The 12,529-nt window shown below is 61.9% G+C and carries 14 protein-coding genes; 8 read left to right on the top strand and 6 right to left on the bottom strand.

Features of this window, described 5'->3' with window-relative positions:
- The first annotated feature begins 212 nt into the window (after nucleotides 1-212).
- The gene (locus KJQ96_RS22810) at nucleotides 213-2,153 is read left to right on the top strand and encodes an AsmA family protein (RefSeq protein WP_213288854.1); all 1,941 of its coding nucleotides are present in this window, start codon (nucleotides 213-215) and stop codon (nucleotides 2,151-2,153) included.
- 78 nt (nucleotides 2,154-2,231) lie between these two features.
- Here KJQ96_RS22810 and KJQ96_RS22805 read toward each other — a convergent pair whose 3' ends face one another.
- From KJQ96_RS22805 to KJQ96_RS22795, 3 genes are all read right to left on the bottom strand, one after another.
- Complete coding sequence (locus KJQ96_RS22805) at nucleotides 2,232-2,717, bottom strand: hypothetical protein (RefSeq protein ID WP_213288765.1); 486 nt, start codon at nucleotides 2,715-2,717, stop codon at nucleotides 2,232-2,234.
- A 219-nt stretch (nucleotides 2,718-2,936) separates the two neighbouring features.
- Nucleotides 2,937-3,149 (bottom strand): hypothetical protein, encoded by a 213-nt coding sequence (locus KJQ96_RS22800; protein ID WP_213288764.1) that lies wholly within the window; start codon nucleotides 3,147-3,149, stop codon nucleotides 2,937-2,939.
- Entirely contained in the window at nucleotides 3,139-3,423 is a 285-nt protein-coding gene (locus KJQ96_RS22795; RefSeq protein WP_213288763.1) for a hypothetical protein, read from the bottom strand. The genes KJQ96_RS22800 and KJQ96_RS22795 overlap by 11 nt, the downstream gene beginning before the upstream one ends.
- 96 nt (nucleotides 3,424-3,519) lie before the next feature.
- Between KJQ96_RS22795 and KJQ96_RS22790 the strand changes: the two genes are divergently transcribed.
- The 7 genes from KJQ96_RS22790 to KJQ96_RS22760 all read left to right on the top strand — a co-directional run bounded on the left by KJQ96_RS22790 (nucleotide 3,520) and on the right by KJQ96_RS22760 (nucleotide 9,506).
- Nucleotides 3,520-3,699, top strand: coding sequence for a DUF3072 domain-containing protein (locus KJQ96_RS22790; RefSeq protein ID WP_249734392.1), 180 nt, complete (start codon nucleotides 3,520-3,522; stop codon nucleotides 3,697-3,699).
- Between the two features lie 242 nt (nucleotides 3,700-3,941).
- Nucleotides 3,942-4,103: a DUF2934 domain-containing protein gene (locus KJQ96_RS22785; protein WP_213288762.1), complete on the top strand. Its 162-nt coding sequence runs from the start codon at nucleotides 3,942-3,944 to the stop codon at nucleotides 4,101-4,103.
- 118 nt (nucleotides 4,104-4,221) lie between these two features.
- On the top strand, nucleotides 4,222-5,502 hold the full coding sequence (locus tag KJQ96_RS22780; RefSeq protein ID WP_309142456.1) for an SDR family oxidoreductase: 1,281 nt from the start codon (nucleotides 4,222-4,224) through the stop codon (nucleotides 5,500-5,502).
- A complete protein-coding gene (locus KJQ96_RS22775; protein WP_213288760.1) occupies nucleotides 5,502-5,978 on the top strand; it encodes a DUF2269 domain-containing protein in 477 nt (158 codons plus the stop codon). The genes KJQ96_RS22780 and KJQ96_RS22775 overlap by 1 nt, the downstream gene beginning before the upstream one ends.
- Before the next feature lie 233 nt (nucleotides 5,979-6,211).
- A complete protein-coding gene (locus KJQ96_RS22770) occupies nucleotides 6,212-7,591 on the top strand; it encodes an ABC transporter substrate-binding protein (protein WP_213288759.1) in 1,380 nt (459 codons plus the stop codon).
- A 194-nt stretch (nucleotides 7,592-7,785) separates the two neighbouring features.
- Nucleotides 7,786-8,658, top strand: a complete 873-nt coding sequence (locus KJQ96_RS22765) for a carbohydrate ABC transporter permease (RefSeq protein WP_213288758.1) — start codon at nucleotides 7,786-7,788, stop codon at nucleotides 8,656-8,658.
- Nucleotides 8,655-9,506 carry a carbohydrate ABC transporter permease gene (locus KJQ96_RS22760; RefSeq protein ID WP_213288757.1) on the top strand — a complete coding sequence of 284 codons (852 nt, stop codon included), beginning with the start codon at nucleotides 8,655-8,657 and terminating at the stop codon, nucleotides 9,504-9,506. Before KJQ96_RS22765 ends, KJQ96_RS22760 begins: the two co-directional genes overlap by 4 nt.
- Here KJQ96_RS22760 and KJQ96_RS22755 read toward each other — a convergent pair whose 3' ends face one another.
- The 3 genes from KJQ96_RS22755 to KJQ96_RS22745 are packed head-to-tail and all read right to left on the bottom strand — an operon-like array spanning nucleotide 9,507 to nucleotide 12,411.
- Nucleotides 9,507-10,325, bottom strand: coding sequence for an ABC transporter permease (locus KJQ96_RS22755; RefSeq protein ID WP_305830100.1), 819 nt, complete (start codon nucleotides 10,323-10,325; stop codon nucleotides 9,507-9,509). It lies immediately after the preceding gene.
- Nucleotides 10,322-11,236: an ABC transporter permease gene (locus KJQ96_RS22750; protein ID WP_213288756.1), complete on the bottom strand. Its 915-nt coding sequence runs from the start codon at nucleotides 11,234-11,236 to the stop codon at nucleotides 10,322-10,324. Before KJQ96_RS22750 ends, KJQ96_RS22755 begins: the two co-directional genes overlap by 4 nt.
- Nucleotides 11,233-12,411 (bottom strand): ABC transporter ATP-binding protein, encoded by a 1,179-nt coding sequence (locus KJQ96_RS22745; protein ID WP_213288755.1) that lies wholly within the window; start codon nucleotides 12,409-12,411, stop codon nucleotides 11,233-11,235. The genes KJQ96_RS22750 and KJQ96_RS22745 overlap by 4 nt, the downstream gene beginning before the upstream one ends.
- Nucleotides 12,412-12,529: the final 118 nt, after the last annotated feature.

Below are 12,529 nucleotides of genomic sequence, written 5' to 3'. Positions count from 1 at the left end.
AAATCGTACGGGCTTTGGGCGGAGCGGGGCTGTAAAGGCCTGCTTTCTCACCAGGAACCGGCGTTGTCGGCCTTGAAAGCGTCAAGAAAACCCTTCAAGTTGCGTGGGTTGGCACAAGCTTACCAGCGAGCCACCTGCTCTAATCAACATAAGACCCTGTAGGCAGCAGCAACCCGAGCTCGGTTTAGCCAGATCCGGATATGTCACTGACGATGGCCCAAGGAATGAAGCGCCTCGGGATACCGGTTGCGGCGCTGTGCGGCATGGCCGTGCTCGCCCTGATCGGAACCTCGTGGTTCATCAACCGCGACACGTTGCGACAGGCGGTCGAGGCGCAAATCCGCGCGGTTACCGGGCTGGATCTGGTGGTCACCGGCGCGATCGACGTATCGGTGTTCCCGGGCAGCTATGTCTCGTTCCACAATGTCGGGCTGAAGGGCGGCGGCACCACAGACCCCGCGCTGCAGGTCGATGTGTTGACCGCAAATCTGCGCCTGCTGCCATTGCTGCTGCGCCGCTTCGAAATCGCAGATGTCATGATGTTGCGGCCGCATATCCACGTCGTCAGAGAGGCCGGCGGCCAGAGCAACTGGACGCCGTTCGTCGAACGCATCGCGCGCACGATGAAGCCGGGCGCCGAGAACCAGGTGTCGTTCTCGGAAATCAGGATTCAAGACGGCGTGCTCAAATACGAGGATGCTGCCAACCGTGCCACCGAACAGCTCAGTGACATCGATCTCTCGCTGGCCTGGCCATCGATCTCGCGCTCGTTCGCGGCGACCGGACAATTCGACTGGCGCGGCGAACGCGTCGACGGCTCGATCTCGGCCAGCGACTTCGTCGCGATGCTCTCGGGCGACCGCTCGGGTCTGAAGGCGCGGCTGGTCAGCGCGCCGCTGAAACTCGCCTTTGACGGCTCGTTGGCCAACCGCACCAGCCTGATGATGGATGGCACGGTGACCGTCGACAGCGTGTCGCTGCGCAACGCGTTGCGCTGGATGGGACAGCCGGTGCCCGGCAGCGGCGGGTTCGGCCGCTTCGCGCTGAGGGCCCGCGCCAATGTCGTTGGAGCCTCGGTTGCGCTGACGAATGTGAATGTCGAACTCGACGGCAATGTCGCCGAGGGCGTGATGACGGTTGCCAATAACGGTCGTCAGACGCTGCAGGCGACGCTCGCCGCGGGCAACCTGGATTTCACGCCCTATATCTCGACCGTCCGCCTGCTTGCGAGCGGCGCGCGCGACTGGAACCGGCAATTGTTCGACCTCACCTCGCTCTCCGCCACCGACCTCGACATGCGCCTGTCGGCAGCGAGGGTGACGGTCGGCCCGACGAAACTCGGTCGCACCGCGTTCGGCGCCAATTTGCGCGGCGGCGCGCTGGCGCTCTCGGTCGGCGAAGCGCAGATGTATGGCGGCATCGCCAAGGGCTCGTTCGGCATCGCGCGTTCGGACGCGATCGCCGACGTCAAGGCGCAGTTCCAGTTCACAGATGTCGATCTGCAGACCTGCGCCAGCGAATTGTTCGGCATCACCAAGCTTTCCGGCCGCGGCAATCTCGGCGTCTCGTTGATGGCATCCGGCTCGAGCCCGTTCGGCCTCGCCTCCTCGCTCGACGGCACCGCCACGCTCACCGGTCATGACGGCGCGATCGCCGGCTTCAATGTCGAGCAGCTTCTGAAGCGGCTGGAGCGGCGGCCGCTATCCGGCGGCGGCAATTTCCGCTCCGGCACGACCCCCTACGACAACCTCACCGTTTCGGTGCACTTCAACGACGGCATCGCCACCGTCGAGGACATCCGCGTCAACGGACCGACCACGCGCCTGACGCTGACCGGCACCGCTTCGGTGCCATCACGCGAATACGACCTCAAGGGCGTCGCCAGCCTGACGTCGGCCGCCGCCGGCGATAAGGGCTTCGAGCTGCCCTTCGTCGTGCAGGGCCCGTGGGATGATCCGCTGGTGTTTCCCGATCCGGAAAGCCTGATCCGCCGCTCGCCGGGCGCAGCGCCCCTGCTCGACGCGGTGAAGGATCGCAAGACGCGCGATGCGGTGCGCTCGGTGATCGAGCGGTTTACCGGTGGAGGATCGCGGCAGCCGGTGCCGGAGGCGGCGGCGGACGCACCGGCCAATGCACCGGCGAAGGCGAATTAACGTAGCGCGGATGAGCGTCCGCGTAGTCCGCCTTAACAACGACCCCGAGTTGGCGAATTGCGCCTTCGGTAATTCTCCCTACTGGCCTTGGTGGCTGGAAGACAAAGCGACAACATCGACCAATGCGGCAGCTCCCGCCGCAACGACGACCACCAACGTGAATGCGTGAAGCAGATACTTCTTATACGTGGGTCGCTTTTCGCGCTCAGCCGCAAATTCTCTTGCGAACGGCTTTGAGAAAACGAGGATGAATGCGGCAGCCAGACACAGAACTCCTATTATCGCGCTCCAGATGACGCCGGCATGCAGCGGGCCAGCAAAGCCCCAAAATGCAAAGGCGGTAGATCCCGCAGCAAGAAAGTAAAATGCCGCACCTGCGTATCGCGCAATTTTGCTGAACAGCCAAAGGCCCAGCAAAATGACCAGCGCTGCCACCGCGTGGACCGCAAGGCCATCGCTAAGGCGTGGCACATACCACTGCGAATAGATGAAAAGGCTGCAATTCACGACCGCGATTAAAGCCAAAAGGTAAAGGGCCGCCCTGTAGCCGCATCGTTCAAGCATGCAACCTCCTCCGAATTATTACGTTCAATTCCATCGAAAGCGATCTTCAGGGAATGTTGTTGTTGCGGCGATCACCGATGCTATGCGGCCTGTTGAGGAAGTAATCCCGATTGCCCAGCGCCGCTTCGGCATATTGGTCGATTGCGACAACGATCGCCTGGACGTGGGCATGGCACCATCCTTCCCGCGTCGCCCTGATCCGAACCTCCGCCAGGGCTTTTAGCCAAGGCGGGTTATCTGCGTTGGGGTCGTACCATCTGAGCGGTCCTGACATCGCCGGCCTCTGTTGATGAAATCTTCCAACTCCGCCCGCTTGCGCGCGAGCAGGAGCTGCGCCCGCGCGTTATCCAGGCCGGATTGATTGAGCTGACGAGCAAGCTGATCCAGTTCGGCAATCCGCCGGCGCAGGGCTTGAATGGGATCATCGCTCACGGCGGCCAGGCGCCCCGATAGCCGGCTTCCTGCTGACCGCACGGACATCCAGCTTCAGCCGCTCATCGACATTGAGCAGCCGCTCTTCGCCGCCAAGCGAGTTCCGCTCGCCGATGAGGCCGACCATGGTGACCCGCATGGCCATCAGACGCGTTGCCGCTTCCGAACAGTCCTCATCGCGGTTGAGCTGTTTGCGGATATTATCCTCCGCGCTCAGCATCTCCGACCGTAAGAAACTGATTTTTCTACGAATTTCATTCAATTTATTATCCATGGGCCACCTCGCTGCGGTAGAACCTATAAGAACAAATAAAGAACAAATTTCAAGTTAAGAGTTTGGATCGAATCGAAGATTCTTTTGGGGTTTCAGATGTCCCGGCTACCGGACCAGGTGGATGCGCCGATGACGCCGCGCCAATTGGCGACGCTGCGCACGCTGAGCGCCGAGGCCTATCAGCCAAAACTGTTCGAGAAAAACCTAACGGCCAGGGAAGCCGAGCGGCGGATCGCCGCGCTGAGGGCGGAGATCGAATTGGCGAATTCGTTCTGAGCCGCCTGACCGGAACGAAGGGACATGGAGCGCGGCCACAGGACGAATCGACGCGCCACCTTCATCCAAAACCGACCTAAGCCCGGTTTGATCCAGGAACATTGCTCTTCGCTGCGTGCTTATCCCTGAATGAAGGAAAGCCGTCACGCGGTGCTGCCTGCAGGCGCGATGTCTCGCCCCCCACGCGAGCTGAGATCGGCCGCGCGACGGCTACCGCACAGAGATGGATGGAGGAGACCCGGATGAGCGAGCCGACCGAGCAGGAAATCAAGAACCGCGCCTACGAAATCTGGGAGCGCAACGGCAGGCCCGAAGGCAAAGAGGAGGAATTCTGGCGGCTTGCGGAGCAAGAGTTGCGAAATGAGGACAAGTCGTCGCCCGTCCGCACGCCCGACACCCTGTAGACGGAGCGAACGTCGCCGGGCTCTTTGGGGCACGTCGTTTTAAGTGCTTCCCCTTCTGCAGGAATTCGTTCGGGCGTACGTTCTCGCAAAGCAGGCGTGACTTCTCGACGAGGAGTCGATCATGAAGATTGCCGTTGTAGGAGGGACCGGGCTGATCGGATCGGCCATCGTGGCTCACCTGTCCTCGCGTGGTCATTCCGCCGTTTCGATGAGCAGAAGCGGCGGCCATCCGGGCACTGGAGCTGCCCGGATCGATCTCTCCGCGGCGACATCGCCCGCCTACTGGCTGCCGCATCTCGATGGCGTCGAGGCGGTCGTGAATTGCGCAGGGGTACTCCAGGACACTCCCGGCGATTCCACCTCGATGGTGCACCATCACGGCATCGCAAATCTCTTTGTCGCTTGCGAGCAGCTCCAGATCCGTCGCGTCATCCATTTTTCTGCCATCGGTGTCGATCGTGAAACCCCGAGCGATTTTTCCCGATCGAAATTGGCCGGCGACAAGGCGCTGATGGAGCGCGATCTCGATTGGGTCATCTTGCGGCCTTCCGTGGTGATCGGCCGCGCGGCCTATGGCGCCAGCGCGCTGATGCGAGGCCTGGCGGCGCTGCCCGCCATTCCCGTGATGCCGAACACGGGACAGCTCCAGATCGTCCTGCTGGAGGACGTCGTACGGACCGTGGAGCATTTTCTCGACCCCGCCACGCCGGCACGGCAGGTTGTCGAGCTGGTCGGCCCGCAGCGCTATTCGTTCGGCGAGGTCGTCGCGCTCATCCGCCGCTGGTGCCGCTGGCCGCCGGCGCGGGAGCTTCACCTGCCGCAGTTCGCTTCCGGCCTCATGTACAAGCTCGGCGACATGATTTCGTATCTCGGCTGGCGGCCTCCCGTACGCAGCACGGCCGAGCGCGAGATGGTGCGCGGCGCCGTCGGCAATCTCGAACATATGCAGCGGCTCGGGCTGCAGCCCAAAAGCCTTCCGGAATTCTTCGCCTCTGAACCGGCTTCCGTGCAGGAACGCTGGTTTGCCGGCATGTACCTGGTCAAGCCCGCGATCTTTGTCGTTCTGTCCCTGTTCTGGATATTAACCGGGCTTATCTCGCTGGGGCCCGGCTGGGGGTATGGCATGGGCCTCATGGGCGAAGGCGGCGTGGAAGGAACGGCTGCCGCGCTCACGGTCATCGCGGGCGCCCTGGCCGATCTGGTGATTGGAATTGCGATCGCCTACAGGCCGACCAGCCGCTACGGCCTCTATGCGGCCATCGCGATTTCCTTCGCCTACGCCATCATCGGCACCATCCTGGTGCCGCGGCTCTGGGCCGATCCGCTGGGGCCGATGCTGAAGATCTGGCCGATCATCGTGTTGCATTTCGCGGCACTGGCCGTGCTCGAGGACCGCTGATGCTGTATTTCGTCCTCAAATATCTCCATGTCGTCGGCGCCGCCGTGCTGCTCGGCACGGGCGCGGGCATCGCCTTTTTCATGCTGGCGGCTCACCTCGGCGGCAAGCCGGCCGTGATCGCCGGCGTCGCCCGCATCGTCGTGATCGCCGACTTCATCTTCACGGCGACCGCCGTCGTCGTGCAGCCGATCACCGGCACGCTGCTGGTGCTGAACGTCGGCTATTCGTTCTGGGACGGATGGATCGTCTGGTCGATCGTGCTGTACGTCATCACCGGCGCGCTATGGCTGCCGGTGGTGTGGATGCAAGTGCGCCTGCGCGACCTCGCCGTGATCGCAGCGGCAGAGGGCAAGCCGCTGCCGAACGAATATCACCGGATATTCTGGCTATGGTTCGCATTTGGCATTCCGGCGTTCACAGCGGTGGCGATCATAATGTGGCTGATGATCGCCAAACCGCAGATTGCGTTTTTCTGAAACGCTACGCCAAACCGTCGGTCAGCCATGCTCTTTCGGCATCCGAGGATGCAAAATGATTGAACCAAAATGGTTGAACCAAACACCCAGGCGTCTGCAGACCTTTTGCCGCATTTGCGCCCTCAATATCCCCCCTACAGAAGTTTACCGGCCTCCATCTGGATCAGCCCACGCGCATGCGCTAAGTCTTTTATCCAACCGGTTAACAAGCCGGCGTTTTCAGGGAGAACAACGTGATATCCAGGAGATCAGTTTCGCTCGCGGTCGCAGCCGTCGGCCTGTTTTACGCCGCGGCGCCCGCGCTCGCCCAGCAGAAGACCATCACGGTCTGGTTCGGCAAGGGCTTTTACAAGTCCGAGGACGATGCGCTCTTAGAGGCGATCAAGAAATTCGAGGCCAAGACCGGCATCAAGGTCGAGCTTTCGCAATACGCCATCCAGGACATGATTCCGAAGACGGTGGCGGCGCTGGATTCCGGCACCGTGCCTGATGTCGCCTATTCCGACAGCTATGACGTGCAGGCGCAGGGCAAGTGGGCCTATGAGGGCAAGCTCGAAGATCTCGGCGACATCCTGCTGCCGATGAAGTCGGCATTCGCGCCGAACACGCTGGAAACCACCTTTCTCTACAACGATCAGACAAAGAAGAAGGGCTATTACGGCTTTCCGCTGAAGCAGCAGAGCATGCACGTCCAGATCTGGAAGGACATGCTGGAACAGGCCGGCTTCAAGGAAAGCGACATCCCGACAAAATGGGAAGACTACTGGTCGTTCTGGTGCAACAAGGTGCAGGCCGCCAGCCGCAGGGCCACCGGTCAGCGCGTCTATGCCGTCGGCCAGCCGATGGGCGTGGAATCCACCGACTCATTCCAATCGTTCTACACCTTCATGGACGCCTACAACGTCAAGCTGGTCGATGACGAAGGCAAGCTCCTGGTCGACGATCCCAAGGTGCGGGAAAACCTGATCAAGGCGATGAAGGATTACACCGACACCTACATCAAGGGCTGCACGCCGCCCTCCTCCACCACCTGGAAGGATCCGGACAACAACGTCGCCTTCCACAACAAGACGATCGTGATGACGCACAACTTCACGATCTCGATCGCGGCGAAATGGCTCGACGACGCCAACAACCCGGCGCTGACGCCGGAGCAGCGCGCGCTCGGCAAGAAGAACTATGATGAGACCATCATCACCGCATCCTTCCCCAACAAGCCGGACGGCACGCCGATCAAGTATCGCTCCGACGTCAAGACCGGCCTGATGTTCACGGTCGCCAAGAACAAGGCGGAGGGCAAGGAGTTCATCAAGTTCCTGCTGCAGGAAGAGAACGTCCGGCCCTATATCGAAGGCGCGCTCGGCCGCTGGTTCCCGGTGACGACGGCCAGCCAGCAGAGCCCGTTCTGGCAGGCTGACCGGCATCGCAAGGCGGTGTACAATCAGTTCACCGGCGGCACCACGCCGTTCGACTTCACCAAGAACTGGAAGTTCACGATTTTGAACAACGAGAACGTCTGGGCCAAGGCGATGAACCGCGTGGTGAGCGAGAAGGTGCCGGTCGACAAGGCCGTCGACGAACTGATCGCGCGCATCAAGCAGGTCGCTGGTTGACGTAGACGATACCGGCCGCCGCGAAAGTATGTCCGTCGTCCCTGCGAACGCAGGGACCCATACGCCGCGGCGGCCGTTTTGAAAAATGCTGGTGGACGATCTTGCGCAACAACAACGGCCTGTGGTTATGGGTCCCTGCGTTCGCAGGGACGACGGCGTAGCGACGACCGGCATCTCCCCTTAAGAGTAAACGTATGGCAATCACGCTTTCGGGCGATCAGGCAATTCCGAGCCCGCCGCTATCGGCCCGGCTGACCACACCGCAGGTCTGGGGCATCGTGATGCTCGCCCCCTATCTGCTGGTGTTCCTGGCCTTCGTGGTCTACCCGGTCGGCTACGGGCTGTGGCTGGCGCGGCATCCGGCGAGCTATGTCGCGCTCTATCACGACCCGATCTTCGCGCGCGCCGCCGTCAATACGCTGATCTTCCTGCTGGTCGGCATCAATCTGAAAATGGCGATCGCGCTGTTCCTGTCCGGCTTCTTCGCCCAGCAGCGCACCTGGATCAAATGGCTGTCGGTGCTGTTCATCCTGCCCTGGGCAGTGCCGTCGATCCCGACCATTCTTTCCGTGCGCTTCATGCTCAATCCGGAATGGGGCGTGATCAACCAACTGATCTTCAAGTTCACCGCCGAGGACGGCCCGAACTGGCTGAACGATCCGAGCGTCGCCCTCGCCATGGCGATCGGCGTGCACATCTGGAAATCGCTGCCGTTCTGGACGTTGATCCTGATGACCGGGCGACTCGCGATCTCGCACGATCTTTACGAAGCCGCCGAGGTCGACGGCGCAAGCTGGTCGCAGAAATTCCGCTACATCACCTGGCCGTCGATGCAGACGCTCTACATCACCTGCACGCTGCTCTCGATGATCTGGACGTTGGGCGACTTCAACAGCGTGTATCTGCTAACCGGCGGCGGCCCCGCCGACCTCACCCACGTGCTGGCCACGCTCGGCATCCGCTATCTCAGGCTCGACCAGCTCTCGCTAGCGATGGCCTCCATCGTCTGCGCGCTGCCGTTCGTGCTGCCGCTGGTCTATTTCATGATGAAACGGTTGTCGCGATGAAGCTGCCCTCTCTGAGAGAAATCGGCAACGAGGCGAAACTGCTTCTGATCGGCATTCCCGTGCTGATCTGGACGCTGGTGCCGATCTATCACATGTTCCTGTTCGCGATCTCACCGAAGGAAGACGCGTTTTCGGGCAAGCTGTGGCCCGCACATCCGACGCTGAACAATTTCAAGATTGTGTTCTACCAGGAGCACTACTTCCTCCGCGATTTCTGGATCCAGTTCTTCAATTCGGTGGTGATCGCGCTGTCCGCCGGCGCACTTACGCTGATGATCGCAACCGCAGCCGCTTTCTCGATCTCGCGGCTGCGCGTTCCTGGTGGGCGCTGGGTGATGAATCTGGCGCTGTTCACCTATTTCATCCCGGCGGCGTTCCTCGCCGTGCCGATGTACCGCACCATGGGCAATTACGGTCTCCTCAACAATCACTGGTCGCTGATTCTCGCGATGGTGACGATCGCCTCCCCTTACGCGATCTGGGTTCTGAAACAGGCGTCCGACAAGCTGCCGGTCGAACTGGATGAAGCCGCCACCATGGACGGCGCCACCACGCTGCAACTATTCCGCCTGGTCTATGTGCCGCTGATGATGCCCTCGCTGGTTGCGATCGGCACCTACGCGATCCTGCTCGCATGGAACGAATATCTCTACGCGTTCCTGCTGCTGTCGAGGGATACCGAGATCACGCTCCCCGTGGCGCTTGGCAACTTCCTGGCCGCGGACGACTCGCCGTGGGAATTGCTGATGACCACCGGCTTCATCTACGCGCTGCCGCCGGCTGCGATCTATTACGCGTTCAGGCGCTACATGGTGGGCGGGCTGACGGCGGGCGCGGTGAAGTCGTGACTACAGCGGCGCCGCGCTCTTAGCCTCCGAACTCGACAGGTTCGAAGCGAGCGAAGCGATCACGATCAGCACCGCGATCAGCGCGATCACGATAGTGCAGATCGCGTTGATCTCCGGCTTTACCCCCAGCCGCACCTCAGAGTAGATCCGGATCGGCAGCGTTGCCGAGCCGGGGCCGGTGGTGAAACTTGCGATCACGACATCGTCGAGCGAGAGCGTGAAGGCCAGCATCCAGCTTGCGGCGATGGCAGGCAGGATCAGCGGTAGCGTCACCCGAACAAACGCCTGCACCGGATCGCAGCCGAGATCCATCGCGGCCTCTTCCAGGCTGCGGTCGAGCGAGGCGAGACGCGACTGCACCACCACGGTGACAAAGCACATGGTCAGCGTGGTGTGCGCGATCGTCACGGTCCAGAAGCCGCGCTCGGCGTTGAGCGCCACGAACAGCAGCAGCAGCGACAACCCTGAGATCACCTCGGGCATCACCAGCGGCGCATAGAGCATGCCAGAAAACAGCGTCCGCCCCCTGAAGCGTTCGCCGCGAACCAGCCCCACTGCAGCGAGCGTGCCGAGCAACGTTGCGATCGTGGCCGATACCGCGGCGACGCGAAGGCTCATCCATGCCGCATCCAGCATCGCGCGATCGTTGAAGGATTCATGATACCAGCGCAGCGACCAGCCGCCCCACACCGTGACCAGCCGCGAGGCGTTGAAGGAATAGATGACGAGAATCACGATCGGCAGATACAGGAACGCCATCCCCAACGCGAGCGCGGTGATGTTGAATGGCGACATCCTGCCGATACGTCGCGCCATCATCGACCGCCCTCCAACGTGCGGCGCTGCAGCCGGTCATAGAGCAACAGGGGCGGCACCAGCAGCACCAGCAAGGCGACCGCGGCGGCGGCGGCGACCGGCCAGTCCTTGTTGGTGAAGAATTCCAGCCACAGCGTCTGGCCGATCATCATCGACCCGGAGCCGGCCAAAAGATCGGGGATCACGAATTCGCCGATGATCGGAATGAAGCACAGCAGCGCGCCGGCGCCGACCCCAGGCAAGGACAACGGGAACGTCAGCAGCCAGAACGCCTGCCGCGGCGACGACCCGAGATCGCTTGCGGCTTCCAAGAGCGAGGGGTCCATCTTCGAAAGCGTCGCATACAGCGGCAGGATCATGAACGGCAGATAGGAATAGACGATGCCGAGATACATCGCAGTATCGGTCGAGAGCCACACCACCGGCGACGAGACCAGATGCAGCGCGAGCAGGATTTTGTTGAGCAGGCCGTCATGCTGCAAAATATTGATCCAGGCATAGATGCGGATCAGGAACGAGGTCCAGAACGGCACGATCACCAGCATCATTGCGATCGGCTGCCAGCGCTGCGGCAGCCGCGCCATGCCATAGGCGATCGGATAGCCAATCAATAGCAGGATCAATGTCGAGGTTACGGCAACGACGACGCTGCGCAGATAGGAGCTGATGTAGAGACTGTCCGAGATCAGCAGCCTGAAATTATCGAAGGATAACTGTGCGAAGGCCGCGTTGATCGCACTCCATCCTTCGGAGAAATCGAACACGGGCACATAGGGCGGCTGCGCGATCGCGGTCTGCGACAGGCTGATCTTCAGCACGAAGCCGAACGGCACCAGGAAGAACAGCACCATCCACAGATAGGGCGCGATGGCGGCATACCGCGCCGGCCGCGCGAAGATGCGGTGCGTGCTCATTTCTCCAGCACCACGCAATCGTCAGGCGTGAACCACGCCACCACGCGCTGACCGGCGCTCAACGTGTCGATATCGAGCCGCGCAGTATTGGCGATCGACGAACGCACCACCGCACCGGAATCGAGCTTGAGCTTGTAGACCGTCGAGCCGCCGAGATAGCTGACATCAGTAACGACGCCTTCCAGCCGGTTGATTGCCTGCGAGGTACCCGCGTCCGACGCCGGGCCGCGGCGCGACACCTTGACCTTCTCGGGGCGTATCCCGACCGAGACCACGGTATTGCCGACGAGATCGCGCGGCTCGGCGACCACGATGCTTCCGCCGTCGCGGGTCGCAATCGTCAGGTGATGATGTTCGCGTGAGGCGACCTCGCCATCGAACAAATTGACGTCGCCGACGAACTGGGCGATCCAGCGCGAGGCGGGCGCCTCGTAGAGATCGCGCGGGGTGGCGACCTGTTCGAGCCGGCCGGCATCCATGACGCCTATACGGTTCGCCATCGTCATCGCCTCTTCCTGGTCGTGGGTGACGACAATGAAAGTCATGCCGAGACGGCGCTGCAGTTCCATCAATTCGAGTTGCGTGCTCTCACGCAGCTTCTTGTCGAGCGCGGCCAACGGCTCGTCGAGCAGCAGGACCTTGGGCCGCCGCGCCAGCGAGCGCGCCAGCGCTACGCGCTGCTTCTGGCCGCCGGAAAGCTGATCCGGCCTGCGCTTCTCTAGCCCATCGAGCTTGACCAGCGCGACCATCTCGCCCACGCGGGTATCAATGGCGGCGCGCGCCATCCCGGCGCGCTTCAGGCCGAACGCGATGTTGTCCCGGACCGAGAGATGCGGAAACAGCGCATAGTTCTGGAACATCATGTTGACGGGCCGCTCATGCGGCAGCACCGGCGCGATATCGCGGCCACCGAGCAGGATGCGGCCCTCGTCCGGGGTCTCGAACCCGGCAAGCATCCTGAGCAGCGTGGTCTTGCCGCAGCCACTCGGGCCCAATAGCGCAAAGAACTCGCCTGCGTTGATGTCGAGCGAGAGCCGGTCCACTGCGCGGAAATCGCCGAATTTCTTCGATACGCTTTCGACGCGGAGCAACGGCGTGTCGTTGGCCGGCGCCGTCGCCTGCGCCACGGCCGTGTTGATTTTCGCTGTGTCGATCTCAGGCGATTGCCCGCTCATGTCATTTGCCTGCGCCGTCATGGCCGCACGCTAGCGGCGGATCGCCATCCGCTCAACCGGCCCGGAACAAGCAGCCACAATATTCTGGATGCAGCTCCCGTCTCTGGTAAGGTTCGAA

Origin of the sequence: Bradyrhizobium sp. sGM-13 (genome assembly GCF_018398875.1) — a bacterium.
In the GTDB taxonomy this organism is placed as follows: domain Bacteria; phylum Pseudomonadota; class Alphaproteobacteria; order Rhizobiales; family Xanthobacteraceae; genus Bradyrhizobium.
Note: the sequence above shows the minus strand (reverse complement) of the source record. Positions and strands in the feature narration are given on the sequence as shown.